The organism is Marmoricola sp. RAF53 (assembly GCF_052114005.1).
GTDB lineage: Bacteria > Actinomycetota > Actinomycetes > Propionibacteriales > Nocardioidaceae > Marmoricola.
Genome location: NZ_JBFRDX010000005.1, coordinates 152,455 through 177,801 on the forward strand (window position 1 = coordinate 152,455; position 25,347 = coordinate 177,801).

Here is a 25,347-nt window from a genome sequence, read left to right on the forward strand (position 1 = left end):
GCATCGTGTCAAAGCCGACCTTGCGGAGCCGTCATCCCGCGCCGAGGCGGGCCAGCTCGTCCCCGATGGTGGTGTCCTCGCCGTGGCCGGTGTGCACGATCGTCTCGGGCGGGAGCGCGAACAGCCGGTCCCGGATCGACTCCACGATCACGTCGGCGTCGCTGAACGAGCGCCCCGTCGCTCCCGGCCCCCCGTGGAACAGGGTGTCGCCGGTGAAGACGCAGCCGAGCTCGGCGGCGTAGAAGCAGACCGCCCCCGGGGCGTGCCCGGGCGTGTGCAACACCGACAGGGTGGTGCCGCCGACGTGGATCTCCTGACCGTCGGCGAGGTCGACGTCCCACAGCTCGTCGGCGTGGGTGAGCTCCCAGAGCGGCTTGTCGTCGGGGTGCAGCAGGATCGGCGCACCCTGCCCGTCATTGGCCTCCTCGCGCAGCGCGGGCGCCACTCTGACGTGGTCGTCGTGCGCGTGCGTGCAGAGGATCGCCCGGACCTTCCGGCCGGCCACCACCTTCAGGATGCCGGCGACGTCGTGCGGCGCGTCGATGACGACGCACTCCTCGTCGTCGCCGAGGACCCAGACGTTGTTGTCGACGTCGAAGGTCTGGCCGTCCAGGCTGAACGTGCCGGTGGTGACGCCGTGGTCCACCCGCGCCGTCACAGGACCACGACCGACCGGAGCACGTCGCCGTGGTGCATCTTCTCGAAGGCGGCCTCGATGTCGTCGATGCCGATCTCCTCGCTCACGAACGCGTCCAGGTCGAGCCGGCCCTGCCGGTAGAGGTCGACCAGCACCGGGAAGTCGCGCGAGGGCAGGCAGTCGCCGTACCAGCTGGACTTGAGCGCGCCGCCGCGCCCGAAGACGTCGATCAGCGGGAGGTCCGGGACCTTCATGTCCGGGGTCGGCACCCCGACCAGGACGACCGTGCCCGCCAGGTCGCGGGCGTAGAACGCCTGCTTCCAGGTCTCCGGCCGGCCCACCGCCTCGATCACCACGTCCGCGCCGAAGCCGCCGGTGAGCTCCTGGATCGCGGCGACCACGTCACCGGACCCGGCGTTGACCGTGTGCGTCGCGCCCAGGTTCCGGGCCCACTCCAGCTTCCGGTCGTCCAGGTCCACCGCGATGATCGTCCCGGCCCCGGCCAGCGCCGAGCCCGCGACCGCGGCGGCGCCGACGCCGCCGCAGCCGATCACCGCGACGCTCTTGCCGCGGGTCACGCCACCGGTATTGATCGCCGCACCGATGCCGGCCATCACCCCGCAGCCGAGCAGGCCGACCGCGGCCGGGCGGGCGTCGGGGTCGACCTTGGTGCACTGGCCGGCGGCGACCAGCGTCTTCTCCGCGAAGGCACCGATGCCGAGCGCCGGCGACAGCTCGGTGCCGTCCTCCAGCGTCATCTTCTGGGTCGCGTTGAAGGTCGCGAAGCAGTACTGCGGCTCGCCGCGGTTGCAGGCCCGGCAGTCACCGCAGACCGCGCGCCAGTTCAGGATCACGAAGTCACCGGGCGCCACCGCGGTGACGTCCGGGCCGACGGCCTCGACGATCCCGGCGGCCTCGTGGCCGAGCAGGAACGGGAAGTCGTCGTTGATCCCGCCCTCCCGGTAGTGCAGGTCGGTGTGGCAGACCCCGCAGGCCTGGATCTTCACCACCGCCTCGCCGGGCCCGGGGTCCGGCACGTTGATCGTGACGACCTCGACCGGGGCGCCCTTGCTGCGCGCCACCACCGCACGGACCTGCTGCATGCGCTCACTCCTCGCTCGCGGAAACCTGGTCCGACCCTCTCACCCGGTCCCGCGGAAAGTCCCGTACCGGCTGCAACCTTTTTCGGCGACACGACGTCAAGGAGGGCGAAGGAGGTGGACGATGCCCACGCTCACCGGAGAGCCTGCGGGGGTGACCGGACGACCCCGCGACGCCAGGCCCGAGTTCGAGGCCTGGATGGCGGCCCGCCAACGCAGGCTGCTGACCACGGCGTACCTGCTGACCGGCGACGCCCACGCCGCCGAGGACCTGCTGCAGACCGCGCTCGCCAAGGTCTACCTGTCCTGGGACCGGGTGTCCGCGGCGCAGTCCGTCGACGCCTACGCCCGCAAGATCCTGGTCAACGAGCACACCTCGGGCTGGCGCCGGCTCTGGCGGCACCGCGAGGTCGTCGCCGACACCAGCACGTACGTCGTCCCGGTGGACGACGAGCAGTACGACGGCGTCCGGGACGCCCTCTGGGCAGCCGTCCGCGGACTGCCCGAGCGACAGCGCGCGGTCGTCGTGCTCCGGTACTACGAGCAGCTCTCCGAGAAGGAGACCGCGGAGGCGCTCGGCGTCACCACCGGGACCGTGAAGTCCCAGGCGAGCCGCGCTCTCGCCACCCTGCGCCAGCACCTCGACTCCGGGACGGAGGCACCGCGATGAGCACCGAGCACGACCTGACCGAAGCGCTGAGCCACGAGGCCGAGCGGTTCACCCGGAAGGAAGCGGCCGCCGTCTCCCTCGACGGCGTCCTGGCCCGCGCCGGGGAGATCCGCCGCGGCCGCCGGCTGCGCGCCACCCTGGCGATGGCCGCGGTCGTGCTCGCGGTCGCCGTACCGGTCGGCATCAAGGTCCTCGACGACCCCGCCGCTCCGCCGCGGCCGCCGGTGCCGGCCGTCACGCCGGACCCGAGCCCGTTGTCGCTCGACAACCTGCCGACCGGCCAGGCCCCGAAGGTCACCTACGCCGAGGGCGGCACCCTGCACGACCCGGACGGCGGCACCTTCGACCTCGGCGCGCGGCCGTCGTACCTGGCGCGCTTCGACGGCGGCGTCCTGATCGGCGCCGACGACCGCGTCCGGGTCCAGGGAGTCAGCGGGAACTCCTCCGGCACCCGTCCGCTCTCCGGCGGGTTCGCGGTCTCCCCCGCCGGCCACGTCGCCGCGTTCGCGCAACCCGACGGCACCGTCGTCGCGGTGCAGGGCGAGAACGGGGAGTTCACCGACCTGGGCCGGATCACCGGCGCCGGCACCGGCGGCCTGGAGATCGCCGCGGTCGACGGCGGCTGCGACCGTGCGCTCGACGACGGCTGCACGGTCTACGTGAACCAGCGCGACGAGCACTCCCGGGTCTGGGCGCTCACCCCCGGCGCCGCTCCCGAGGTCGAGCGACGCGGCCTGATCACCCTCGTCGACCTGAGCAGCCGCGGCCGGTTCGCCGGGTACACCAAGGTGACGGACGACGGCTCGTGCTCGGGCCTGGTGGAGCCGGACGGGACCCTGTGGTGGTCGACCTGCGAGCACCGGTTCTTCTCGTTCTCGCCGGACGGCAAGCGCCTGGTCGGCGCCGGACCGTACGGCGACGGCGCGGGCGACGGCCGGCTCGCCGTCCTCGACACGGACAGCGGCAAGACCAGGCTGGAGCTGTCGACCACCACCGCCGCCGTGATCACCCAGACCCGCTGGGAGGACCAGGACCACGTGCTCGCGGTCGTGCTCCAGGGCGACCGCGCGGCGGTACTGCGGATCGGGCTCAGCGGCGAGCGCGAGTACGCCGTCGTGCCGGTGAAGGTGACCGAGGACTACGTCGCCCCGTTCCTGCTGGCCGACCGCTGATCCGGACACCTCCCGGGGGAGACTGTCCCCCGGGAGGTGAGCGATGACCTGGTTCCGCCGCGCGCGGGTGCGCCTGCGGGTGGTCGTGCTGCTCTGGGCCGTCATCGCCGTCCTCTCGATCGCCGGCGCCACCTGGGTCCTGTACGACGAGAAGGCACCGGCGCAGCGACTCTCGCTGAACTGCCTGCCGTTCCAGCCGGCGAAGGACGTGGCCGGCCTGAACCGGCAGATCGCCCGGTACCGCGCCCAGCCGGGGTTCGTGGGTGCCGACGTCGGGGCCAGCGCGACCCTGTCCGACGGGCGCTCGCTCTGGGTCTTCGGCGACACTCTGCGCCCGAAGCGGTCGGAGGGTCCGCGGTTCGTGCGCAACTCGATGCTGATGTTCTCGCCGGGCTGCGCGACCGTGGTCATGCCGAGCGACCACGGCGCCGTCGTCCCGGACCGGAAGGACGGGGTCGGCTACTGGCCGATGGACCTGGTCGCGGTCCCCCGCGGCGACCACGACCTGGTCGGGGTCAGCCTGCAGCGGGTCCGGGCGACCGGGAAGGGCGTGTTCGACTTCGAGATCCTCGGGCCGTCGTACGCGCTGTTCTCGGTGAAGCCGGGCAAGGCCCCCGAGCTGCTGCTGGTCAGCGACCGCGGCCCGGACAGCACCGACCCCACCAAGCCGCTGTGGGGCGCGGCGCTGGAGGAGGCCGACGGCTGGCTGTACGTCTACGGCACCGCGAACCCGGACCCGAAGACCGTCTTCGGCCGGTCGCTGCGGGTGGCCCGGGTCCGCCCCGAGCAGGTCGGCCTGCCCGACCACTGGCAGTACTGGGACGGGACGACCTGGCAGGCCGAGGAGTCCCGCGCCGCCGAGCTGATCGGCGCGGTCGGCGGCGTCTCCCAGGTGCTCTCGGTCTTCCACCGCGGCAAGGACTGGTACGCCGTCAGCAAGCGCGACGAGCTCCTCGGCACCGACCTGGTGATCTGGAAGGCGCCCGGCCCGACGGGCCCGTTCACCCCGAGCGCGCCGCTCGCCACCCTGCCGTCGAACTCCTCCGACGGACTGCTCCGGTACATGCCACTGGCCCACCCCGACCTGCTGCCCTCACCGGACCAGCTGGTGGTCTCCTACAGCCGCAACGTCTCCGACCTGACCCGCCTGCTCGAGAACCCGCACCTGTACCGCCCCGAGTTCCTCCAGGTGCCGCTCCCCTAGGCCGGAATCAACGTCAGCGCAGGACGAGCTCGACCGGCATCGAGGAGTCGGCGGGGAGGTCCAGCGCGGAGGGGGTGCGACCGCGGGCGACCATCTCGGACCCGAGGGCCGCGACCATGGCGCCGTTGTCGGTGCAGAGGCCGGGGCGCGGGACCCGGACGCGCAGGCCCTTCGCCTCGGCCCGCTCGACGGCCATCGCGCGCAGCCGCGAGTTCGCGGCCACCCCGCCGCCGATGAGGATGTCCTCGATGCCCTGGGTCACCGCGGCGTCGACCGCCTTGCGGGTCAGGACGTCGCAGACCGCCTCCTGGAACGACGCCGCCACGTCCGCCACCGGGACCGGCTCGCCGGACGCCTCGCGGGCCTCCACCCAGCGCGCCACCGCGGTCTTCAGGCCGGAGAACGAGAAGTCGAACCGGTGCCGCTCCAGGTCGCGCCGCGACGTGAGGCCGCGCGGGAAGTCGATCGCGACCGAGTCACCCTCGCGGGCGCTCCGGTCGATGTGCGGGCCACCGGGGAACGGCAGCCCGAGGAGCCGGGCCACCTTGTCGAAAGCCTCGCCGGCCGCGTCGTCGATCGTCGACCCGAGCGGCGTCACGCCGGTGGTCACGTCGTCGACCCGGAGCAGCGAGGAGTGCCCGCCGGAGACGAGCATCGCCAGGCACGGGTCCGGCAGCGGGCCGTGCTCGAGCTGGTCGACCGCCACGTGCGCGGCCAGGTGGTTCACGCCGTACAGCGGCTTGCCGAGGCTCAGCGCCAGCGACTTCGCCGCCGCCACGCCGACGAGCAGCGCGCCGGCCAGGCCCGGACCGGCCGTCACCGCGATCGCGTCCACGTCCCCGAGCCGGACACCGGCCGTCTCGCAGGCCCGCTCCAGGGTCGGCACCATCGCTTCCAGGTGCGCCCGCGACGCGACCTCCGGTACGACGCCGCCGAAGCGCGCGTGCTCCTCCACCGACGAGGCGACCGCGTCGGCGAGCAGGGTGTGGCCGCGGACGATGCCGATGCCGGTCTCGTCGCAGGAGGTCTCGATGCCGAGCACGAGTGGTTCGCTCACGTGCACATTCTGCCGGTTCTGGGTAGAGAACCCCCGACGGCCGTCTGCCGTCACGTGTCGAGGCGGTCACCGGACCGTTTCCCAGGAGTTCGGGAGGCCTCCATGCAGCACCCCACGTCCACCCGACGGCTGGTCGCCGTCGTCGTCAGCGGCGCCGCCGCGCTCACTCTCGGGTTCACCCTCGGGGTCGCCGCCCCGGCAGACGCCCACGAGAACCACCACCGCCACGGTCCGGCGCTGGCGCCGCGCACCCACTTCACGATGGAGCCGGACGGGTCCAGCGGCCTCACCGCGGGAGGCGCCGGGATCCCGAACATCGACTCGGTGAAGTCGACGATCCGCACCTACTACGGAGCCGGCGGCGACGGGATCGCGAACAAGACCACCTCGCCCTACATCACCGAGATGCACGCGATCGAGACCAGGGCGCTCGCCCGGCTGCGCCCGGTCTCCCCGGCCCGCAAGAAGGCCATCGTCCTCGATGCCGACGACACCACGCTGTGGACGTACGACATGGAGGACAACCTGATGCACTTCAACTTCGACCCGGCCCTGCAGGCGACCTGGGTCTTCGGCCAGAAGTTCCCGGCCACGCCGGGGATGGTCGACTTCGTCGCCGCGGCCGAGGCGAAGGGCTACGCGATCTTCGGGATCACCGGGCGCCGGTTCGCCCAGGAGGCGGCGACCGTCGCCAACCTGGAGAAGGTCGGGTACACCGCGTTCGACGCCGACAACTTCTTCACCAAGTGGGACGGCCCGGACACGAACAAGCCGGCGTACGTGACCTGCGTGGCCGCGTGCACGACGGTCGAGTACAAGGCGAACACCCGCAAGCACATCGAGCAGGACCTCGGCTACGACATCGTGCTCAACGTCGGCGACCAGTTCTCCGACCTCCAGGGCGGGTACGCCGACCGCGCGCTCAAGCTGCCGAACCCGACCTACTACCTGCCGAGCGCGAACCTGCCCGGCGTGCACGAGCCGCGGCTGGCCCCGCGCACGCACTTCCGGATGGCGCCCGACGGGACCTCCGGGCTGACCGCCGGCGGTGAGGGCATCCCGAACATCGACTCGGTGAAGTCGACGATCCGCACCTACTACGGCGCCGACAGCAACGGGATCGCGAACAAGAGCACCTCGCCGTACATCTCCGAGGTGAGCGGGATCGCGCGCAAGCAGACCGACCGGCTGGTCGACCGCTGCCGCCACGAGGTCCGCGAGGGCGAGCAGCCCGCCGTGGTCTTCGACGCCGACGACACCACCCTGTGGACCTACGACATGGAGGACGGCGCGATGCACTTCAACTTCGACCCGGTCCTCCAGGACGTCGGCTGGGTGCAGCCGCAGAAGTTCCCGGCAGTCCCCGGGATGGTCGACCTGGTCAACCGCGTCGGCGCGGCCGGGTGCACCGTCGTCGGCCTCACCGGCCGGCGGGACCCGCAGCGCGCGGCCACGCTCGGCAACCTCGCGAAGGTCGGCTACACCGCCTTCACCGACGCGCACTACTTCACCAAGTGGGCCAGCGGCGCGACGCCGCCGGCGGCCGTCTTCGCGGGGACCCCGTGCGAGAACAACCCGGGCTGCACGACCATCCAGTACAAGTCGGGGGTCCGGCGCTACGTCGAGAACCAGGGGTACGACGTGATCGCGAACTTCGGCGACCAGTTCTCCGACCTGATCGGCGGGTACGCCGACCGGACCGTGAAGCTGCCGAACCCGACCTACTACCTGCCTTAGTAGCCACAGCCCTTCAAGAGCGGCCGCCGCATCACCACGGCGGTCGCTCCGTCGCGGTAGTACCGCGGGCGCCGGTCGATCTCGACGAACCCGCGGGCGGCGTAGAAGGCCAGCGCACCGGCGTTGTCCTCGCGGACCTCGAGCAGCAGCCGGTTCGCACCGGTGGCGGGGGCGGCGACGACCACGGCGTCGAGCAGGGCGGTCGCCAGGCCGCGGCGCCGGGCCGTCTCGTCGACCCCGATCCGCTGCAGCTCGGCGATGTCGCCGGCGTACGACGCGACGGCGTAGCCGGCGACCTCTCCGTCGACCTCGGCGACGAGGTAGCTGATCGTGGGCAGGCCGCCGGTGATGCCGTCGCGGACCAGGTTCTCGCTCCAGGCGTCCTCGTCCTGGGTGGCGGCCTCCAGCGCGACGACGCGGTCGACGTCGTCGGCGCGGGCGGCCCTGATCACGACACCTTCTTCGCCGGCAGGCCGGCCACCGCGTCCGGCCGGCGCAGGTAGAGCGGCTCGGGGTCGAGCAGCTCGAAGCGCTCACCGACCACGACGTCGGCCAGCACCGCAGCGTCCGGGTGCTCCGGGCCGCGTGCGTTCGGGAAGGCGTCCGGGTAGAGGGTGCCGCCGTACCCGACGACCAGGGCGTCGGTGGCCGCGTCGAGCGGCTTCACCACGTCCGGGCCGGAGACCCGCGCGCCGTTCTCGTACGCCGCCCGGTAGACCTCCTTGCGGCGGGCGTCGGTCGCGACGACGAAGTCCGTGAGCCCGGCGTCGATCGCCTCCGCGGCGAGCACGTCGAGCGAGCAGACGCCGTAGACGGGGATCTCCAGGGCGTAGCCCATCGTGCGCGCGGTCACCAGGCCGACCCGCAGGCCGGTGAACGGCCCCGGCCCGACGCCGACGGCGACGGCGGTGATGTCCTGGCTGATCGCACCGGCCTCCGCGAGGACCGCGGCGATGCCGGGGGCGAGCATCTCGCCGTGCCGCATCGACTCGGTCGACGAGTACCGCGCGACCACCCGCTCCCCGTCGTGCAGGGCGACGGTGACGTGCGGGGTGGCGGTGTCGAAGGCGAGCAGCATGGGTCGAGGTTACCGAGCCGGCCCGGTGCCGATCTCCGAGCCGAGGTCCACGTCGCTCCACCGTCCACCGCGGGCCTGGACCCGCAGCGTCCGGACGTCGTCCGCGGCCCGGTGCAGGGTCAGCTCGAGCCGGTCGCCGGCCAGCGCCTCGGCCAGCCCGGTCCCCCACTCGACCACCGTGACGGCGAGGTCGAGGTCGGTGTCGAGGTCGAGGTCGTCGAGCTCGGCGCTGTCCCCGAGCCGGTAGGCGTCGACGTGCACGAGTGCGGGGCCGTCGGTCAGCGACGGGTGCACCCGGGCGATCACGAAGGTCGGCGAGGTCACCGGACCCCGCACGCCGAGGCCGTCGCCGAGACCCTGGGTGAACGTCGTCTTCCCGGCGCCGAGGTCGCCGGTGAGGATGAGCAGGTCCCCGGCGCGGAGCAGCGCGCCGAGCCGGCGGCCGAGCTCCTGGGTGTCCTCGGCGGTCGGCAGCGTGAGGGAGAGCGGGAGCAGTCGCTCGAAGTGGATCCGCGGGCCGTCGCGACCGACCTCGGCGTACCCGTGGCGCTCCCAGAACTGGACCGTCCGCGGCAGCTCGGCGCGAGCCTCCAGGGCCAGGCCGCGGTAGCCGCGCTGGCGGGCCACCGCCTCGGCCCGCTCGGCGAGCAGGCTGGCGACGCCGTGCTTGCGGGCGGCCGCGAGGACGCCGACCCGGCGGAGACCGAGCAGCGCGCCGCCACCGGCGAAGATCAGGGCACCGACGGGTTCGCCGTCGTGGACGGCGAGGAGGCCGCCGTGCTCCGCGAGCGCCGTACCGACCGACGCGCTGGTCTCGTCCATCGCGGTGGCCGGCGGGTCCAGGACGGGCCGGTCGCCGAAGGCGCCGTGGATGACGGCGAGGACCTCGTCGGCGTGCTCGGCGCCGATCTCGCGGATCTCGGTCATCCCTCGACCCACCTGCGCGCGGCGCGGCCGGCGTTGCCGCCGATCCGGGTGACGATCTCGTAGGAGATGGTGCCGCAGCGCTCGGCCCACTCCTGCGCGGTCGGCTCGCCGTCGGCGCCCGGGCCGAAGAGCACCACCTCGTCACCGGCCGCGACGCCCGCGGGCGCCTCGACGACGAACTGGTCCATGCAGATCCGGCCGAGGACGTCGCCGCGGACACCGCCGACGAGGACCTGGGCCGCGGACGAGGCGTGCCGCGGGATGCCGTCGCCGTACCCGAGCGGGACGAGGGCGACGTGCACCGGACGCTCGGTGACGTAGGTGTGGCCGTAGGAGATCCCGGCACCCGCGTCGAGGTCCTTGCCGAGGACCACCCGGGCGCGGACCGTCATCGCCGGGACCAGGCCGAGGTCGGCGGCCGACGCCTCCTCCGGCGCCGGGCTGAGCCCGTACGCCGCGAGCCCGAACCGGACCAGGTCGAACCGGGACGACGGGCGCAGCAGCGCGGCCGCGGAGTTCGCGAGGTGGCGCACCTCGGGTGCCAGGCCCTCCCGCTCGGCGACCTCCAGCGCGTCGCGGAAGACCGACTCCTGGGCGTCGTTCGCGGGATGCGCAGGCTCGTCGGAGCAGGCGAAGTGCGACCAGACGCCGGCGACGACGACCTCGCCGGCGAGCTCGGCGGACCGGGCGGCGGCGACCAGGGCGTCCCAGTCCGCGACCGGGGCTCCACCGCGGGACAACCCGGTGTCGACCTTGAGGTGCACCCGGGCCGGGCTGCCGAGCGCGCGGGCGGCGGTCGCGATCGCGGTCAGCTCTGCCACCGAGTACGCCGCCACGTCGACGTCCGCGGCGAGCAGCGGCGTCGGGTCCTCCCCGGGCATCCCGAGCCAGGCGAGGATCCGGCCGGTGTCGCCGGCGTCGCGCAGCGCGAGCGCCTCGTCGCGGTCGGCCACGCCGAGCCAGGTGGCGCCGCCGGCACGGGCCGCCCGGGCGGCGGCCAGCATCCCGTGTCCGTAGCCGTCGGCCTTGACCACCACCATCACCGGGACCTCGACGCGCTCGCGCAGCGTCTCGACGTTGCGACGGATCGCGCCGAGATCGACGACGATCTCGGCGCGGCGGTAGCGGGCGCTGGCTTCCATGACGCCCGTCATTCTGGCAGGCCGGAAACCACGCGCCCCACCGCGTCGGCGACCGCCTCGGGGGTGACCGGGCCGCCCCCGCCGGCGAGCACGGCCGCGGCGCCGTGGATCCACGAGCCGACCGAGGTGGCGTCGAAGGGGTCCAGGCCGGCGGCGAGCAGCGACCCGATCACGCCGGAGAGGACGTCGCCGGCGCCGGCCACGGCGAGCCACGGCAGGCCGCTGGTGGTCACCCGGACCCGTCCGTCCGGATGGGCGGTCAGCGAGTGCCGGCCCTTCAGCAGGACGACGCAGCCGAACCTCGTGGCCGCTTCGCGGGCGTGCGCGAGCTGCTCGGCCTCGACGCGCTCGCGCTCGGTGCCCAGCAGCGCGGCCAGCTCCCCGGCGTGCGGGGTGAGCACCTGCAACGGGTGACCCGGGACCGCGTGCGGCAGCGCCGCGGCGTCCACCACCACGGGAACCCCGTCGGCGAGCGCGGCGGCGAGCTCGTCGGCGACGTCGTCACCGCCGCCCGGACCGACCACCCAGGCCTGCACCCGTCCGGGCGCGAGCACGGTCCCGGGGTGACGGGCCTGGACCGCGGCACCGGCGGGGCCGAGGTAGCGGACCATCCCGGCCAGGCCGGCGGCCGCACCCGAGGTGGCCAGTACGGCCGCCCCCGGGTAGTGCTCCGAGCCGGCCCGGACGCCGACCACGCCGCGGGTGTACTTCTGCGCGAACCTGCCCGGCCGCGGCAGCAGCGCGCCGACGTCCTCGGCCTGCAGCGCGGTCACCCCGGCCCCCGGAAGGTCCAGGCCGATGTCGACGAGCACGACCGAGCCGGCGACCGAGGCGGCCGGGTCGATCAGGTGGCAGCCCTTGTGGGTGCCGAAGGTGACGGTGAGGTCCGCGAGGACGTGCGGCCCGTCGAGGGTGCCGTCGTCGACGCCGACGCCGGACGACACGTCCACCGCGACCACCGGGACCCCGGGGAAGGCGGCCACCGCGGCGGCGGCGTCGGGGCGCAGACCGGGACGGCCGCCGATGCCGACGATCCCGTCCACCACCACGTCCGGCCGGTGCGCCCCGGCGATCGCGACGACCCGTCCGCCCCGCGCGCGGAGCTCGGCCAGACCGGCCTCGTGGGCGCGCTCGGCCAGCAGGACCGCCTCGACGGCCGCTCCCCGGCGGGCCAGCAGCGCGCCGGCGTACAGGGCGTCGCCGCCGTTGTCCCCGGGCCCGACCAGCAGCAGCACCCGGCGCCCGTAGACGCCGCCGAGCAGGTCCGCGACCGCGACCGCGAGGCCCGCCGCCGCGCGCTGCATCAGCGTCCCGTCCGGGACCGTCGCCATCAGCGCGTGCTCAGCCGCGCGCACCTGCTCCACCTCATGGGCCGCCCGCATGGCCCCAGTAAACCGGGTTGTGTGCCTGAGGACGCGCCAGAGCGCGTCGAGGGGCACACGACCCGGAGTCTGTGGAGGACGAACAACCTACCGACCCGCTCTCGGGCAGCCTCGTCGGATGGAGCGGTGGGAAAGACTGGCGGCTCAGCAGGCCGGGGTCGTGGCGCGGCGACAGCTCAACGGTGTCGGGATCGATGCAGACCGGGTGCGCAACGAGATCGCCGCGCGGCGGTGGGTGGCCCGTACGCCGACAGTGATCAGCACGACCACCGGAGAGCTGACCTGGCGCCAGCGGGTGTGGCTCGGCGTCCTTCACGCCGGGGGCGACGCGCTCGTCGGCGGTCTGAGCGCATTGGAGTGGCACGGGCTCCGGAACTGGCACCGCGATGACGTCACGATCCTGGTCGACGACGAGCTGTCCTTTGACCCGGTGCCCGGCGTCCGGTTCTTCCGGACCCGCCGGCCGCTTCCCGTGTTCCGCGCCCCCGGATCCGTCATCCCTCTTTGCCGAGTCGAGCCGGCTGCCCTGTTGATGGCCGGCTACGACCGCTCCGCCCGTACGGCGCAGGGGGTGCTCGCGGCCGTCGTCCAGCAACGCCTGACGACACCGGACGCACTCCTCCGCGAGCTCCGTGCGATGACGCCCCTGCGCCGCGCCCGGCTCTTCCGCCGAACCCTGATCGACATCGGTGGCGGCGCCGAGTCCCTGGCGGAGCTCGATCTCGGTCGGCTCTGCCGGCGAGCGGGGCTGCCCCCGCCGCGACGGCAGGCGAAGCGTCGTGACGCCACGGGTCGAGTTCGGTTCACGGATTGCGAATGGGCGCTCCGCGACGGACGGACCTTGATCCTGGAGATCGACGGCGCCTTCCACATGGAGGTCGAGCACTGGGAGGACGATCTCGCCCGCCAGCGGCACCTCTCCGGTCAGGGCCGGATCGTGATCCGTTGCACCGCCCGCGAACTCCGCGAACACCCCGAGACTGTTCTCTCGGACCTGCAAAGGCACGGGTTGTGTGCCTGAGGACGCGCCCCAGCGCGTCGAGAGGCACACGACCTGTCACTCAAGGACGACGAACGCCATCGCGACACCGGCGTCGTGGGACAGCGTCACCTGGGCCCGGCTCACCCCGAGCTCGGTGGCGCGGGCCAGGACGGTGCCGCGCAGCTCCAGGGTGGGCTGGCCGGAGGGCAGCGAGACCACCTCGGCGTCGTGCCAGCCCAGGTTGCCGGGAGCGCCGAGCGCCTTGGCGAGCGCCTCCTTGGCGGCGAACCTGGCCGCCAGCGACGCCACCGGCAGGTCCGCCTCGGCCGGGCAGAAGAGCTTGTCGCGCAGCGACGGGGTGCGCTCCAGGGACGCCTGGAAGCGGCCGATGTCGCAGACGTCGACGCCGATCAGCACGGGAGCTCCGCCCGGGTCACTCGACCGTGACGGACTTGGCGAGGTTGCGCGGCTGGTCGACGTCGTGGCCCATCAGGGTCGCGAGCTCGCAGCTGAACAGCTGCAGCGGGATCGTCGCGACCACCGGCTGGAGCAGCGTCGGCACCGTCGGCAGCGGGATCAGCACGTCCGCGTACGGCTTGACCTCGTCGTCGTCCTCCTCGGCCAGCACGATGGTGAGCGCGCCGCGGGCGCGGATCTCCTGGATCGCGCTGATCATCTTGTCGTGCAGCTGGTCGCGGCCGCGCGGCGGAACGACGCAGAAGACCGGCAGGCCCTCCTCGATCAGGGCGATCGGGCCGTGCTTGAGCTCGCCGGCGGCGAAACCCTCGGCGTGGATGTAGGCGAGCTCCTTGAGCTTGAGCGCACCCTCCAGGGCCACCGGGAAACCGGCGTGCCGGCCCAGGAACAGCACCGACTTCGCGTCCTTGAACCGCTCGGCCAGCGCGTAGATGGTGTCGGCGTCGGCCAGCACCTGCTCCACGTACGCCGGCATCTGGGCGAGCTCGCGGACGATCGCGGCGATCTCGTCGCCGAACTTCGTGCCGCGCACCTGGGCCAGGTAGAGGCCGAGCAGGTAGCAGGCGATCAGCTGGGTCAGGAAGCCCTTCGTGGACGCGACCCCGATCTCCGGACCGGCGTGGGTGTAGATGACCGCGTCGGACTCGCGGGGGATGGTCGAGCCGTTGGTGTTGCAGATCGCCAGCACCTTGGCCTTCTGGGTGACCGCGTGCCGGATCGCCATCAGCGTGTCGGCGGTCTCGCCGGACTGGCTGATCGCGACGACCAGGGTGTTGCGGGTCAGGATCGGGTCGCGGTAGCGGAACTCGTGGGCGAGCTCGACCTCGCACGGGATCCGGGTCCAGTGCTCGATGGCGTACTTGGCGACCATGCCCGCGTAGTTCGCGGTGCCGCAGCCGATGATGATGATCTTGTCGATGTCGCGCAGCTCGTCGTCGCTGATCCGGACCTCGTCGAGCTGGAGCTGGCCGTCCTCGTCGTGGCGGCCGAGCAGACCGTCGGCGACCGCGCGCGGCTGCTCGAAGATCTCCTTGCGCATGAACCAGTCGTAGCCGTCCTTCTCGGCGGCGGCGAGGTCCCAGTCGACGTGGTAGCGGCGGCCCTCGGCCGGGTTGCCGTCGTAGTCGGAGACAGCGACGCCTTCGCGGGTGATGGTCACGACCTGGTCCTGGCCGAGCTCGAGCGCCTCGCGGGTGTGCTCGATGAACGCGGCGACGTCGGAGCCGATGAAGTTCTCGCCCTCGCCGAGGCCGACGACCAGGGGCGAGTTCCGCCGGGCCGCGACCACCCGGGAGTTGTCCTGCCCGTCGATCGCGACGAGCGTGAAGGCGCCCTCGAGGCGGCGGCAGACGTTCTGCATCGCGGTGGTCAGGTCGGCGCCCGCGGCGACCTCGATCTCGAGCAGGTGCGCCGCGATCTCGGTGTCGGTCTCGGAGCGGAGCTCGTGGCCGGCCTGCTCCAGCTCGTCGCGCAGCCGGGCGAAGTTCTCGATGATGCCGTTGTGCACGACCGCGACCCGGCCCTGCTGGCCGAGGTGCGGGTGCGCGTTGACGTCGTTCGGCGCGCCGTGGGTGGCCCACCGGGTGTGGCCGATGCCGGTCGTCGCCGGCGGCAGCGGGTTCTCCCCGATCACCTTCTCCAGGTTCGCCAGCTTGCCGGCCCGCTTGTCCGAGGCGATCCGGCCGTCGGTGACGAGCGCGATGCCGGCCGAGTCGTAGCCGCGGTACTCCAGGCGGCGCAGCCCCTCGACCACGACGTCCCGGGCCTGCTGCTCACCGACGTATCCCACGATCCCACACATGCCGGGCAGTCTACGGGGCCGCTGGCGCGCTCCCGGACCGCCGAGCGGGGCGCGTGACCGGCCCCACGGCGACGCTCGGACCGCGGGCTGGAAGAATCCCCCGCATGGCGAACGGCACGCACCCGGGCGAGACGTCGCCGTACGTGGAGCTCGACCGGCTCGCCTGGGCGGAGCTGGGGGCCCACACCGACCAGCCGCTCTCCGAGCTGGAGATCGAGCGGGTGCGCGGCCTGGGCGAGCAGCTCGACATCGACGAGGTGCAGCAGGTCTACCTGCCGCTGTCCCGGCTGCTCAGCCTGTACGTCGAGTCGGCGGGCTCGCTGCACCGTGCCCAGGAGGACTTCCTCGACCGGCCGCACCCGCCGCGGACGCCGTTCGTGATCGGCCTGGCAGGGTCGGTGGCGGTCGGCAAGTCGACCACCGCCCGCGTCCTCCAGGAGATGCTCGCGCACTGGCCGGCGCACCCGAAGGTCGCGCTGGTGACCACCGACGGCTTCCTCTACCCCAACGACGAGCTGATCCGGCGCGGCATCCTGCACCGCAAGGGCTTCCCCGAGTCCTACGACCGCAAGCGGCTGCTCAAGTTCGTGATCGACATCAAGTCCGGCAAGGAAGAGGTCGAGGCGCCGGTCTACTCGCACCTCGTCTACGACGTCACCGACGAGAGGGTCGTGGTCTCCCGCCCCGACATCGTCATCGTCGAGGGCCTCAACGTGCTCCAGCCGCCGCAGGTCCGCGAGGACGGCCGGACCGGCCTGGCGGTGAGCGACTTCTTCGACTTCAGCATCTACGTCGACGCCGCCACCAACGACATCCGGCAGTGGTACACCGAGCGGTTCCTGCGGCTGCGGGAGACCGCGTTCCGCGACCCCGCGTCGTACTTCGCCAAGTACGCCGGCCTCTCCGGCGACGACGCGGTCGCGGAGGCCGGCCGGATCTGGGACGAGATCAACGGGCCGAACCTGGCGCACAACGTGGCGCCGACCCGGTCCCGTGCGACGCTGGTGCTGCGCAAGGACCGCGACCACTCGGTGCGCTGGGTGCGCCTGCGGAAGTTGTAGAGGAGATCGCCGTGACCGAGGTGCCCGAGACCCGGTGGGAGCAGTGGGGCCAGAGCGGTTACAAGGACGAGTTCACCCGCCTCATCGAGACCGGCGCCGACGTCGAGGGCGAGGCGCGTCTGGCGGACGTCCTGGTCGGCCGCGGCTCGCGGATCCTGGACGCCGGCGCCGGGATCGGTCGGATCGGCGGCGCCCTCGCCGCCCGGGGCCACGACGTGCTCGCCGTCGAGAAGGACCCCGACCTCATCGAGCGGGCGGCTCACCTGTTCCCGGACCTGCCGATGCTGGCGTCCGACCTCCTCGCCCTGTCGCGCGACCGACTCGCCGAGGCCGGGCACCGCGCCGACTTCGACCTGATCGTGCTGGTCGGGAACGTCATCGTGTTCGCCGCGCCCGACACCGAGCAGCAGATGCTGGCCACCCTGCGCGACCTGCTCGCGCCCGGGGGCCGGATCCTGGTCGGCTTCCACCCGCGCCGGATGCACGGGAACGCCCGGGACTACCCGTTCGAGGAGTTCGCCCGGGACGTCGACGCGGCCGGGCTGAGGGTCCAGCACCGGTTCGGCACCTACGAGCTCCACCCGCCGGCCGACGACTACTGCGTGGCGGTGCTGGCCGTCACCGGGAGTCGCTGAACCGCGGCGGGCGGCCTTCCTTGCGGGCCTGGGTGGCTTCCTCGAAGTTGTCGGTGAGGATCCGCAGGTAGAGCTGGCCGAGGCCCTCGGCGGCCATGTGGCCCTCCAGCGAGGACGCGTCCAGGCCGTTGACCAGGGTGCGCTTGGTCAGCTCGACGCCGGGTTGGGAGAACCCGGCGATCCGCCGGCCGATCTCGACGGCCCGGGCGACGACGTCCTCGGCGATCTCGCTGACCAGCCCGATCCGCTCGGCCTCCTCGGCCTGCACGTCGCGGCCGGTGAGCATGATCTCCGCTGCGCGCGACGAGCCGATCGCGCGCGGCAGCAGGTAGGAGAGGCCAAGCTCGCTCGCCGTCAGGCCGTTGTTGATGCCGGCGGCGCGGAAGTACGCGCCGGGCGCCGCGATCCGGATGTCGCAGGCCAGGCTCAGGCAGAGGCCGCCACCGATCGCGGCGCCGTTGATCGCGGCGATCACCGGCTGGTGCAGCTTGCGCAGCGTGTGGGTGATGTCGTCGAGCATCTCCATCGAGCGCAGCGCGTACGTCGGCCGGGTCAGGCCCTCGACGTACGGCGGCGTACCGGCGGACTCCTGGTCGGCGCCGGAGCAGAAGCCGCGCCCCGCCCCGGTGACGACGAGGGCGCGGATGCTGTTGTCGTGGCCGAGCTCCTTGAGCTGCTCGACGAACGGCACCATCACGTCGAACGCCATCGCGTTCATCCGCTCGGGACGGTTGAGTGTCACCACGGCGACCTCGGGTACGGGCCTGGAGACAAGCACGAAGTTCACAGCAGGCAACCTAGCGAGCCTGCTGGCCCCAGGTCTGCGGATGTGAGGAGATGAGGCGATGACGAGGCTCACCGTCCTGGCGCTCGCCCTGGCCTGCGTGGTGGCGCTGGCCTGGGTTCCGGCCACCGCCGCGGACCTCCGCCTCGACGGCGTCCTGGTCCGTCTTCCGGCCGGCTCGACCCAGGTGGTCACCGTGAACCGCACCTCCGGCACGCACGCGCGGGTCTCGTTCTGGGAGCGGCGCCCGGACGGCTGGAAGCGGCTGGCGCTGAGCCGGGCGGCACGGATCGGGTACGGCGGCCTGGTGAGCCCGACCCGGCGGCGGCAGGGGTCCGGCACCACTCCCCTGGGCACCTATCGGCTGCTCTCCAGCTTCGGTACCGGCGAGCGGCGCGCCTCCTGGGACCTGGGGTACGTCCGGATCCGGCCGGGCTACTACTGGGTGCAGGACAACGCCTCGCGGTTCTACAACCGGATGCGGGACAAGGCGCTCGGCGGCTTCCGCTGGTGGCTGGACCCGCGGACGGAGAACGGGTCCGAGCGGCTGGCGGCGTACCCGGTGGAGTACGCGATGTCGGTGGTCATCGGCTTCAACTACGCCCACCCGGTCCGGCACCGCGGCTCCGGCATCTTCCTGCACGTCAACGGCCGCGGGGCGACGGCCGGCTGCGTCTCGGCACCGCGGGCGTTCCTGGCTCGGACGATGACCCTCCTCGACCCCGTACGCCGCCCGGTGATCGCGATCGGGAGATGAGACAGAGCGTCTCGTCAATGTGATCAAGGGCATGTGCCCCGAGTTCGGCTGGACACCTGTCCAGCCACTACGCTTTGGCTCATGTTTGCTGCCCTCGGACGTTTCGTAACCCGTTTCCGCTGGCTCGTCGTCCTGTTCTGGGCCGTCGCCGCCGTCGCGTGCGCGATCTTCGCGCCGGCGCTGGAGTCGACCTCGAACAACGCCGAGTTCCTGCCCAAGCACTACGAGTCCATCCGGGCGCTCCAGGTCCAGAACGACAACTTCCCGGGACAGACGCAGCCGGGCGCGATCCTGGTCTTCACCCGCACCGACGGCGGCAAGCTGACCGACGCCGACGCCGCGAAGGTGACCGCGATCGTCACCGGGCTCAACCCGAAGCTCGACCGGAAGGTCTTCGCGGGCGCCGCGGCCCAGCCGCCGTCGGACAACCGGCTCGTCCAGCTCGGCGTCGTGGGCCTGGCGGACAAGGCCAGCGGTTTCGACCCGGCCGCGGTCGACGCCGCGAAGGATCTCCGCAAGGACCTCAAGCCCCTCGTCGAGGGCACCGATCTCCAGGTCCAGACCACCGGGGCCGCACCGCAGCAGCTCGACAGCCAGGAGTCCGGCGACAAGGCGCTGCTCATCGTCGGCATCGCGACCGCGGTGCTGATCGTCGTCCTGCTCGCCTTCATCTTCCGCAGCGTGCTGATCTGCGTGCTGCCGCTGATCGTCGTCGGCGCCTTCATGATCCCGGTCGCCACCGGCCTGATCGGCTGGGCCAACAAGGCCTTCGACCTGAAGGCCGACTCGTCGGTCTCCCAGATCCTCATCGTCGTGCTCTTCGGCATCGGCACCGACTACATGCTGTTCCTGCTGTTCCGGTACCGCGAACAGCTCCGGACCGGCGCGGACATCAAGGACTCGGTCGTGCACGCGATGGAGCGCGCCGGTGAGGCGATCGCCTCCGCCGGTGGCGCGGTCATCGTCGCCTTCATGGCGCTGGTCCTCTCCTCGCTGAGCATCTTCAAGTCGATCGGCCCGGCGCTGGCGATCGCGGTCGCGGTCACCCTGGTCGCCGCGCTGACCCTGGTGCCGGCGCTGATGACGATCTTCGGCAAGGCGCTGTTCTGGCCGTCGAAGAACTGGGCCAAGGACCCCGAGGCCGCCCGGTTCGGCGCGGTCGGCAAGAGCCTGGGTCGCCGCCCCGGCGTGTACGCCCTGGTCTCCGGCGGCACGCTCGCCGTGCTCGCCTGCTTCGCCCTCGGGTTCAACCCGACGTTCGACTTCAACTCCAGCCTGCCGAAGGGCGCCGAGTCGACCGAGGCCCTGACCACGCTGCAGAAGGGCCTGCCGCCGGGCGCGACCGACCCGTCGTACGTGATGCTCAAGGCGAAGGACGGCCAGCTCACGGCCGCGCAGGTCAACGAGTTCCACAACGACTTCAAGACGGTCAAGGGCGTCGCCTTCGCGGCCCCGGGCGAGATCTCCGAGAACGGCAAGGCGGCCTCGTTCACCTTCCTGCTCAAGGACGACCCGGGTTCGGACGCCGCGATCGCCAACGTCCGCGGCCCGATCCGCTCCGCCGTGCAGGCCGCCGCGCCGGAAGGCACCGTGGCGTACGTCGGCGGCACCACGTCGGTGTTCGTGGACATGGACAAGGCGATGATCCGCGACTACAAGGTGGTCTTCTCGGTCGCCGCGATCCTGATCATGATCATCCTGGCGCTGCTGCTCCGCTCGCTGGTCGCACCGCTCTACCTGATGGCCTCGGTGGCGCTCGGCTTCGGCGCGACGCTCGGTGCGACCGTGATCGCGATCCAGCACTTCAAGGGAGACCCGGGCCTGATCTTCCTGCTGCCGATCTACATCTACCTGTTCGTCGTGGCCCTCGGGACCGACTACAACATCTTGATGATCGCCCGGCTCCGCGAGGAGGCCCGGGCCGGGAAGACCAGCCGCGACGCGGCCGCCGAGGCGCTCAAGCACGCCGGCCCGACGATCGCGGCCGCCGGTGTCATCCTCTCGGGCACCTTCGCCTCGCTGATGCTCGGCGGAAACTCGCTGATCGTGTCGATGGGCTTCGCGCTCTCCTTCGGCATCTTCGTCGCTGCCTTCGTGATGGCGATGTTCTTCACCCCGGCGATCACCACCCTGATGGGCCACACCGCTTGGTGGCCCGGCCACGGCGACGAGACCGCCGAGGAGCACGAGGCCCGGGTCGGCCACCACTGACCCGAGCCGGACCGCAGCAAGCGCCCCCCGGAGCTTTCCAGGGGGCGCTTCGCGTTCCGGCATGAGTACCCGTACGGATGTGGCTGGTACGCCGCCTCGGCGATGCTCGACGGCATGAGCAACGACACCGCGAACCGCATCCTCTGGCTCGTCCTGGTTCCGACGGCCTTCGCCGTGCTCACCTGGGTGCTGCTGTTCGTCGTCGGCGAATGGACGGCGGATCGGCTCAACCTGGCCGCGCTTGTCCCGCTGGCCTGCCTGGCTCCGGCGCCGGCGTACCGGTGGCTGTCGAAGGACCCGATCCCGCTCTGGCCGTTCCTCGTGCTCGCCCTCGCGATCGGTGGCTACACCGCGGCGACGCTCGACCTGGCGGCGGCCGTGGCCGTCGAGCCGGACGGCAACTTCATCCCCGTCGTCACCGTCGTCGGAGGGTTCTTCCTGCCCGCGATCACCGCGGCCTGCGGGATGCTCAGCACCGCCCTGGCGGGGCGCCACGTGGCCCGGTACCCGTGAGGAGCGACCACGCTCGGCCCGGTTAGGGTGCGCCCATGACTGCGACCCCCGAGTATTACGACCAGGTCCTCGACGCCTTCGGGGACACCGAGTCCCTGACGGTCCTGATCGTGGCGGGGAGGACCATTCCCGAGGTCGCAGCCGCCGTAGGAGCTGACCTCGGCCGCGCGGTGCGCGGGGAGGACGCGTTCGAGGACGACCGCGCGACGGTCTGGTCGTTCACCGAGGTGCCGGGCGGCGTACTCGCCGCCGAGCCGAGCGGGTACGGCGACCCGAGCCTGGACGCGCTCCGCGCTCTCTCCGCCGGCGGCGGTGCGGCGGCAACCGTCCGCAACAACGTCCAGGGCCACTTTCGCTTCGGTTGCGCTCGAGACGGGGAGGTGCACTTCGACGAGGACGAGTTCATGTACATCGAGGACCCGGAGGTCGTGCCCGCCGAGCTCCGTCCGCTCTTCGACCTGGTCTGGGACGACCTCGAGGACGAGATCGACGAGGACGACGATGCCCCCACGGGATGGTCCGTGGGCCTGGCGATGGCCGAGGTCGCCACGGGGATCCGGGTGACGAAGGAGGAGGCCGCTCGCCTCAGCGACGCCACGCTGCACCCGGCGCCGCAGATGCTGTACGTCCTGGCGTTCGAGCTCGAGGAGTGAGCGGACGGAGCCACGTCCTCGTCCTGCTGGCACTGAGCCTGCTCGCCGCCGGCTGCGGCGGCGCGGACCTGCCCGAGTCGGGCAACGTCCTGCAACGCCTCCTGGTCGCCCCCTCCCAGAAGGTCACCGGCGCCGAGCGCGCGGTCTGCCAGGAGGCGATCCCCGACGCGCTGGCGCCCGAGGGACGGCCGCCGGTGCTCGCGACCGACAGAGCGGCCTACCGCGAGGTCATCGAGGCGATGAAGTCCGACGCCGGTTCCGCCGTCGTGAAGACCGTGCCGCGACTCCCGCGGGACGCAGAGGTGACGCTCTGCCTGGTGGACACGAGCGACATGCCGGCGGCACCCACGCCCAGGACGGTCTTCGCGGTCTCCGGGAAGTCCAGCTGGATGGCGGCCATCCAGCCGGAGTGACCCGGGCCGGTTGCCTGGGCGTCAGATCAGAGACCGAGCCGGGCACCCGCGGCATCGGCCTGCGGCTCCGGGACGGCCCACACGACGGGACCCCTGGTGGTCTGCAGAGCGAAGGCGCGGGCCTCGATGTCGAAGAGGAACGCGGGCCGGCGTACCCATGCGATGGATGGCTCCTCCAGCGGCGCAACATCTTCGACCGAGATCACGTCGAGCCGGTGGTTGCCCACGATGATCGTGCGCCCCTCGAAACGGGTCGCGCCGCGACGCCAGGGTCCGACCCGCTTCCCCGAGGCGTCGAGCTGACGGAACGCGCTCGTGATCACGCCCCGGTCGAACCGGCGCCTTCGACGCCGGCTCTCGAAAACGCTCCGCGTCAAGATTCCGGCGGCGACGGCCAGCGCGATGACGAGGGTCCCGCCGAGGTCGGAGAAGTTCATCCCGTACGCGCTACAGCGCGAGCCGTTCGCGGACCACGTCCGCGAGCCGGTCGGCGACGCCCTGGGCCTGGTCGGCGGTGACGGCCTCGACCATCACCCGGACCAGCGGCTCGGTGCCGGACGGGCGGAGCAGGACGCGGCCGGCGGCGCCGAGCTCGGAGACGGCCTCGTGGACGGCGGCGAGGAGGGCCTCGTCGCTGTCGGCGCGGGCCTTGTCGACGCCGGGCACGTTCACGAGGACCTGCGGCAGCCGGGTCATCACCGAGGCCAGTGCGGCGATCGGCAGGCCGGTGACGGCCATCCGCTTGAGCACCTGGAGCGCCGTGAGGACACCGTCGCCGGTGGTCGCGTGGGCACTCATGATCACGTGGCCGGACTGCTCGCCGCCGAGGCTGTAGCCGCCGGTCTTCATGTCCTCCAGGACGTACCGGTCGCCCACGGCGGTCTGCCGTACGACGATCCCGGCCGCCTGCATCGCCTGCACGAACCCGAGGTTCGACATCACGGTGGCGACGACGGTGTCGGCGGCGAGGCGGCCCTCCTCGCGCAGCGAGAGAGCGAGGATCGCGAGGATCTGGTCGCCGTCGACGACGTGGCCCTGCGCATCGACCGCGAGGCAGCGGTCGGCGTCCCCGTCGAGCGCGAACCCGACGTCGGCGCCGTGGGCGACCACGGTCCGCTGGAGCACCTCCAGGTGCGTCGAGCCGCAGCCGTCGTTGATGTTGAGCCCGTCGGGCTCGGCGCAGATGGCGATCACCTCGGCGCCGGCGTCGGCCAGCGCCTTCGGACCGGCCACAGAGGCGGCGCCGTGGGCGCAGTCGAGGACGACCTTGATGCCGGCGAGCGGGCGGCCGACGGTGCCGACCAGGTGGGCGGCGTACTCCTCGATCGCGGTCGGGTGGGCGGTGACCCGGCCGACGTCACCGCCGACGGGCCGCTCCCAGGGCTCCTCCATCCGCGCCTCGATGGCCTCCTCGATGGCGTCGTCGAGCTTGACGCCGCCGCGGGAGAGGAACTTGATGCCGTTGTCCGGCATCGCGTTGTGCGAGGCGGAGAGCATCACGCCGAGGTCGGCGTCCAGCGCCCCGGTCAGGTAGGCGACGCCGGGGGTGGGCAGCTCGCCGAGGAGCAGCACGTCCACCCCGGCGGACGCCAGGCCGGCGACCACCGCGGCCTCCAGGAACTGCCCGGAGATGCGGGTGTCGCGGCCCACGACCGCCAGCGGACGGCGCCCGTCGAAGGAGCCGCTCTCGACGAGCACGTGCGCAGCGGAAACGGAGAGGTCCAGGGCCAGCTCTGCGGTCAGATGACCGTTCGCCAGACCCCGGACCCCGTCCGTGCCGAAAAGCTTCGCCATAAAGGGCAGGAAGCCGATCAGCGCTTGCTGAACTGCGGCGCCTTGCGGGCCTTCTTGAGACCAGCCTTCTTGCGCTCGATGACGCGGGCGTCACGGGTGAGCAGGCCGGCCTTCTTCAGCGTCGGGCGGTTGGCCTCGACGTCGATCGAGTTCAGGCAGCGGGCCAGGCCCAGGCGCAGCGCGCCCGCCTGACCGGTGATGCCACCGCCGTGGATGCGGGCGATGACGTCGAAACGGCCCTCGAGCTGAAGCTCGGTGAAGGGCTCGTTCACGACCTGCTGGTGCAGCTTGTTCGGGAAGTAGTTCTCCAGGGTCCGGCCGTTGACCGTCCACTGGCCGGTGCCCGGGACGATCCGGACGCGGGCGACGGCTTCCTTGCGGCGGCCGGTGGCGCCGGCCGGCGCGATGGTCGCCGGGCGGGCCGGGGTCTCCAGGCTCGGGGAGCTCTCGGAGGAGTAGGCGATGCCTTCCTCGTTGACCTCGTAGGTCTCCTCGACCTCGGCGGTCTCGTTCACGTTCTCGCTCACTTCAAGTCCTCTTCGCGGTGCTTACTGGGAGATCTGAGTGATCTCGAACGGCGTGGCCTTCTGGGCCGCGTGCGGGTGCTCCGGGCCGGAGTAGACCTTGAGCTTCTTCAGCATCTGGCGGCCGAGACGGTTCTTGGGGAGCATGCCCCAGACAGCCTTCTCGATGGCCTTGCGCGCGTCCTTCTCCAGGAGCTCACCGATCGGGGTGGAGCTCAGGCCGCCCGGGTAACCCGAGTGGCGGTAGGACAGCTTCTTGGTCGCCTTGTCGCCGGAGAGCGCCACCTTGGAGGCGTTCACGATGATCACGAAGTCACCGGTGTCGACGTGGGGGGCGAAGATCGTCTTGTGCTTGCCGCGGAGCAGGTTCGCGGTCTGAACCGCGAGCCGGCCGAGGACGACGTCGGTGGCGTCGATGACGTGCCACTCGCGCGTGATGTCCGCGGGCTTGGGGCTGTACGTACGCACGTTTGTAGCCTTTTCCTTGTTCGTGGCCGCCGGGGAAGCCCCCCGTACGGCGGTACTGCTGCGGCTTCTGACGAACACTGCCCGGCTTGACGTCATCCGGGTCTGCACCACCACCCCGTGCGGGGGCGTGGCGCGGCAGGAGTCGCGACCGGTAAGACTACCGGCGGA

The 25,347-nt window shown here is 72.3% G+C and carries 27 protein-coding genes; 12 read left to right on the top strand and 15 right to left on the bottom strand.

Annotation, left to right across the window (positions count from 1 at the left end; genetic code table 11):
- Positions 1-31: 31 nt before the first annotated feature.
- Both AB4Y76_RS06175 and AB4Y76_RS06180 read right to left on the bottom strand, forming a co-directional pair.
- Positions 32-658 carry an MBL fold metallo-hydrolase gene (locus AB4Y76_RS06175; protein WP_441923216.1) on the bottom strand — a complete coding sequence of 209 codons (627 nt, stop codon included), beginning with the start codon at positions 656-658 and terminating at the stop codon, positions 32-34.
- Positions 655-1,740, bottom strand: a complete 1,086-nt coding sequence (locus tag AB4Y76_RS06180) for an S-(hydroxymethyl)mycothiol dehydrogenase (RefSeq protein WP_441923218.1) — start codon at positions 1,738-1,740, stop codon at positions 655-657. The genes AB4Y76_RS06175 and AB4Y76_RS06180 overlap by 4 nt, the downstream gene beginning before the upstream one ends.
- A 151-nt stretch (positions 1,741-1,891) precedes the next feature.
- Between AB4Y76_RS06180 and AB4Y76_RS06185 the strand changes: the two genes are divergently transcribed.
- The 3 genes from AB4Y76_RS06185 to AB4Y76_RS06195 are packed head-to-tail and all read left to right on the top strand — an operon-like array spanning position 1,892 to position 4,783.
- The gene (locus AB4Y76_RS06185; RefSeq protein WP_441923220.1) at positions 1,892-2,407 is read left to right on the top strand and encodes a SigE family RNA polymerase sigma factor; all 516 of its coding nucleotides are present in this window, start codon (positions 1,892-1,894) and stop codon (positions 2,405-2,407) included.
- On the top strand, positions 2,404-3,579 hold the full coding sequence (locus AB4Y76_RS06190) for a hypothetical protein (RefSeq protein ID WP_441923222.1): 1,176 nt from the start codon (positions 2,404-2,406) through the stop codon (positions 3,577-3,579). Before AB4Y76_RS06185 ends, AB4Y76_RS06190 begins: the two co-directional genes overlap by 4 nt.
- Before the next feature lie 43 nt (positions 3,580-3,622).
- Positions 3,623-4,783, top strand: coding sequence for a DUF4185 domain-containing protein (locus tag AB4Y76_RS06195; protein ID WP_441923224.1), 1,161 nt, complete (start codon positions 3,623-3,625; stop codon positions 4,781-4,783).
- Positions 4,784-4,796: 13 nt separating this feature from the next.
- Here AB4Y76_RS06195 and tsaD read toward each other — a convergent pair whose 3' ends face one another.
- A complete protein-coding gene (gene tsaD / locus AB4Y76_RS06200) occupies positions 4,797-5,840 on the bottom strand; it encodes a tRNA (adenosine(37)-N6)-threonylcarbamoyltransferase complex transferase subunit TsaD (RefSeq protein WP_441923226.1) in 1,044 nt (347 codons plus the stop codon).
- Between the two features lie 102 nt (positions 5,841-5,942).
- Between tsaD and AB4Y76_RS06205 the strand changes: the two genes are divergently transcribed.
- On the top strand, positions 5,943-7,577 hold the full coding sequence (locus tag AB4Y76_RS06205; protein ID WP_441923228.1) for an HAD family acid phosphatase: 1,635 nt from the start codon (positions 5,943-5,945) through the stop codon (positions 7,575-7,577).
- Here the strand turns inward: AB4Y76_RS06205 and rimI are convergent.
- The 5 genes from rimI to AB4Y76_RS06230 are packed head-to-tail and all read right to left on the bottom strand — an operon-like array spanning position 7,574 to position 12,079.
- Positions 7,574-8,029: a ribosomal protein S18-alanine N-acetyltransferase gene (rimI, locus tag AB4Y76_RS06210; protein WP_441923230.1), complete on the bottom strand. Its 456-nt coding sequence runs from the start codon at positions 8,027-8,029 to the stop codon at positions 7,574-7,576. The genes AB4Y76_RS06205 and rimI overlap by 4 nt on opposite strands.
- On the bottom strand, positions 8,026-8,655 hold the full coding sequence (gene tsaB / locus AB4Y76_RS06215) for a tRNA (adenosine(37)-N6)-threonylcarbamoyltransferase complex dimerization subunit type 1 TsaB (RefSeq protein WP_441923232.1): 630 nt from the start codon (positions 8,653-8,655) through the stop codon (positions 8,026-8,028). The genes rimI and tsaB overlap by 4 nt, the downstream gene beginning before the upstream one ends.
- 9 nt (positions 8,656-8,664) lie before the next feature.
- Positions 8,665-9,582: a tRNA (adenosine(37)-N6)-threonylcarbamoyltransferase complex ATPase subunit type 1 TsaE gene (gene tsaE, locus AB4Y76_RS06220; protein WP_441923234.1), complete on the bottom strand. Its 918-nt coding sequence runs from the start codon at positions 9,580-9,582 to the stop codon at positions 8,665-8,667.
- Positions 9,579-10,724 carry an alanine racemase gene (alr, locus tag AB4Y76_RS06225; RefSeq protein WP_441923236.1) on the bottom strand — a complete coding sequence of 382 codons (1,146 nt, stop codon included), beginning with the start codon at positions 10,722-10,724 and terminating at the stop codon, positions 9,579-9,581. Before alr ends, tsaE begins: the two co-directional genes overlap by 4 nt.
- A gap of 8 nt (positions 10,725-10,732) precedes the next feature.
- Positions 10,733-12,079: a bifunctional ADP-dependent NAD(P)H-hydrate dehydratase/NAD(P)H-hydrate epimerase gene (locus AB4Y76_RS06230; RefSeq protein ID WP_441923238.1), complete on the bottom strand. Its 1,347-nt coding sequence runs from the start codon at positions 12,077-12,079 to the stop codon at positions 10,733-10,735.
- Between the two features lie 145 nt (positions 12,080-12,224).
- On the opposite strand from AB4Y76_RS06230, the gene AB4Y76_RS06235 reads away from it, so the two are divergent.
- Complete coding sequence (locus tag AB4Y76_RS06235) at positions 12,225-13,127, top strand: DUF559 domain-containing protein (protein ID WP_441923240.1); 903 nt, start codon at positions 12,225-12,227, stop codon at positions 13,125-13,127.
- A gap of 36 nt (positions 13,128-13,163) precedes the next feature.
- Here AB4Y76_RS06235 and AB4Y76_RS06240 read toward each other — a convergent pair whose 3' ends face one another.
- Both AB4Y76_RS06240 and glmS read right to left on the bottom strand, forming a co-directional pair.
- Entirely contained in the window at positions 13,164-13,505 is a 342-nt protein-coding gene (locus AB4Y76_RS06240) for a holo-ACP synthase (protein WP_441923242.1), read from the bottom strand.
- Between the two features lie 16 nt (positions 13,506-13,521).
- Positions 13,522-15,366 carry a glutamine--fructose-6-phosphate transaminase (isomerizing) gene (gene glmS / locus AB4Y76_RS06245; RefSeq protein WP_441923244.1) on the bottom strand — a complete coding sequence of 615 codons (1,845 nt, stop codon included), beginning with the start codon at positions 15,364-15,366 and terminating at the stop codon, positions 13,522-13,524.
- A 104-nt stretch (positions 15,367-15,470) separates the two neighbouring features.
- Between glmS and coaA the strand changes: the two genes are divergently transcribed.
- Positions 15,471-16,427, top strand: coding sequence for a type I pantothenate kinase (coaA, locus tag AB4Y76_RS06250; protein ID WP_441923246.1), 957 nt, complete (start codon positions 15,471-15,473; stop codon positions 16,425-16,427).
- 11 nt (positions 16,428-16,438) lie between these two features.
- Entirely contained in the window at positions 16,439-17,062 is a 624-nt protein-coding gene (locus AB4Y76_RS06255; RefSeq protein ID WP_441923248.1) for a class I SAM-dependent methyltransferase, read from the top strand.
- On the opposite strand, the gene AB4Y76_RS06260 is transcribed toward AB4Y76_RS06255, so the two are convergent.
- On the bottom strand, positions 17,046-17,849 hold the full coding sequence (locus tag AB4Y76_RS06260) for an enoyl-CoA hydratase (RefSeq protein WP_441923250.1): 804 nt from the start codon (positions 17,847-17,849) through the stop codon (positions 17,046-17,048). The two genes, AB4Y76_RS06255 and AB4Y76_RS06260, sit on opposite strands and share 17 nt — an antisense overlap.
- Positions 17,850-17,907: 58 nt before the next feature.
- Here AB4Y76_RS06260 and AB4Y76_RS06265 point away from each other — a divergent pair, with 58 nt between their 5' ends.
- The 5 genes from AB4Y76_RS06265 (at position 17,908) to AB4Y76_RS06285 (ending at position 22,393) form a co-directional block, all read left to right on the top strand.
- A complete protein-coding gene (locus AB4Y76_RS06265; RefSeq protein ID WP_441923251.1) occupies positions 17,908-18,603 on the top strand; it encodes a L,D-transpeptidase family protein in 696 nt (231 codons plus the stop codon).
- Positions 18,604-18,684: 81 nt separating this feature from the next.
- On the top strand, positions 18,685-20,814 hold the full coding sequence (locus AB4Y76_RS06270) for an MMPL family transporter (protein ID WP_441923253.1): 2,130 nt from the start codon (positions 18,685-18,687) through the stop codon (positions 20,812-20,814).
- A 114-nt stretch (positions 20,815-20,928) separates the two neighbouring features.
- Positions 20,929-21,327, top strand: coding sequence for a hypothetical protein (locus AB4Y76_RS06275; protein WP_441923255.1), 399 nt, complete (start codon positions 20,929-20,931; stop codon positions 21,325-21,327).
- Between the two features lie 35 nt (positions 21,328-21,362).
- Positions 21,363-21,980: a DUF6461 domain-containing protein gene (locus AB4Y76_RS06280; RefSeq protein WP_441923257.1), complete on the top strand. Its 618-nt coding sequence runs from the start codon at positions 21,363-21,365 to the stop codon at positions 21,978-21,980.
- Positions 21,977-22,393: a hypothetical protein gene (locus tag AB4Y76_RS06285; protein WP_441923259.1), complete on the top strand. Its 417-nt coding sequence runs from the start codon at positions 21,977-21,979 to the stop codon at positions 22,391-22,393. Before AB4Y76_RS06280 ends, AB4Y76_RS06285 begins: the two co-directional genes overlap by 4 nt.
- A gap of 26 nt (positions 22,394-22,419) precedes the next feature.
- On the opposite strand, the gene AB4Y76_RS06290 is transcribed toward AB4Y76_RS06285, so the two are convergent.
- Genes AB4Y76_RS06290 through rplM form a run of 4 tightly spaced genes read right to left on the bottom strand, consistent with a single transcriptional unit; the run spans position 22,420 to position 25,179 of the window.
- On the bottom strand, positions 22,420-22,830 hold the full coding sequence (locus AB4Y76_RS06290) for a hypothetical protein (RefSeq protein ID WP_441923261.1): 411 nt from the start codon (positions 22,828-22,830) through the stop codon (positions 22,420-22,422).
- A gap of 10 nt (positions 22,831-22,840) precedes the next feature.
- Positions 22,841-24,187, bottom strand: a complete 1,347-nt coding sequence (glmM, locus tag AB4Y76_RS06295; RefSeq protein ID WP_441923263.1) for a phosphoglucosamine mutase — start codon at positions 24,185-24,187, stop codon at positions 22,841-22,843.
- Positions 24,188-24,204: 17 nt separating this feature from the next.
- Positions 24,205-24,714 (bottom strand): 30S ribosomal protein S9, encoded by a 510-nt coding sequence (gene rpsI / locus AB4Y76_RS06300; protein ID WP_441923265.1) that lies wholly within the window; start codon positions 24,712-24,714, stop codon positions 24,205-24,207.
- 21 nt (positions 24,715-24,735) lie between these two features.
- Positions 24,736-25,179, bottom strand: a complete 444-nt coding sequence (gene rplM / locus AB4Y76_RS06305) for a 50S ribosomal protein L13 (RefSeq protein ID WP_441923267.1) — start codon at positions 25,177-25,179, stop codon at positions 24,736-24,738.
- Between the last annotated feature and the right edge of the window lie 168 nt (positions 25,180-25,347).

Bases quoted from the DNA above. Each gene is read 5' to 3' on its own strand.
- AB4Y76_RS06265 (WP_441923251.1), top strand. From the start codon at position 17,908: ATGACGAGGCTCACCGTCCTGGCGCTCGCCCTGGCCTGCGTGGTGGCG.
- tsaE (WP_441923234.1), bottom strand. From the start codon at position 9,582: ATGACCGAGATCCGCGAGATCGGCGCCGAGCACGCCGACGAGGTCCTC.
- AB4Y76_RS06190 (WP_441923222.1), top strand. From the start codon at position 2,404: ATGAGCACCGAGCACGACCTGACCGAAGCGCTGAGCCACGAGGCCGAG.
- coaA (WP_441923246.1), top strand. From the start codon at position 15,471: ATGGCGAACGGCACGCACCCGGGCGAGACGTCGCCGTACGTGGAGCTC.
- AB4Y76_RS06290 (WP_441923261.1), bottom strand. From the start codon at position 22,830: ATGAACTTCTCCGACCTCGGCGGGACCCTCGTCATCGCGCTGGCCGTC.
- AB4Y76_RS06280 (WP_441923257.1), top strand. From the start codon at position 21,363: ATGACTGCGACCCCCGAGTATTACGACCAGGTCCTCGACGCCTTCGGG.
- AB4Y76_RS06235 (WP_441923240.1), top strand. From the start codon at position 12,225: ATGGAGCGGTGGGAAAGACTGGCGGCTCAGCAGGCCGGGGTCGTGGCG.
- AB4Y76_RS06275 (WP_441923255.1), top strand. From the start codon at position 20,929: ATGAGCAACGACACCGCGAACCGCATCCTCTGGCTCGTCCTGGTTCCG.
- AB4Y76_RS06180 (WP_441923218.1), bottom strand. From the start codon at position 1,740: ATGCAGCAGGTCCGTGCGGTGGTGGCGCGCAGCAAGGGCGCCCCGGTC.
- AB4Y76_RS06205 (WP_441923228.1), top strand. From the start codon at position 5,943: ATGCAGCACCCCACGTCCACCCGACGGCTGGTCGCCGTCGTCGTCAGC.
- glmS (WP_441923244.1), bottom strand. From the start codon at position 15,366: ATGTGTGGGATCGTGGGATACGTCGGTGAGCAGCAGGCCCGGGACGTC.
- alr (WP_441923236.1), bottom strand. From the start codon at position 10,724: ATGGAAGCCAGCGCCCGCTACCGCCGCGCCGAGATCGTCGTCGATCTC.
- tsaB (WP_441923232.1), bottom strand. From the start codon at position 8,655: ATGCTGCTCGCCTTCGACACCGCCACCCCGCACGTCACCGTCGCCCTG.
- AB4Y76_RS06195 (WP_441923224.1), top strand. From the start codon at position 3,623: ATGACCTGGTTCCGCCGCGCGCGGGTGCGCCTGCGGGTGGTCGTGCTG.
- AB4Y76_RS06270 (WP_441923253.1), top strand. From the start codon at position 18,685: ATGTTTGCTGCCCTCGGACGTTTCGTAACCCGTTTCCGCTGGCTCGTC.
- glmM (WP_441923263.1), bottom strand. From the start codon at position 24,187: ATGGCGAAGCTTTTCGGCACGGACGGGGTCCGGGGTCTGGCGAACGGT.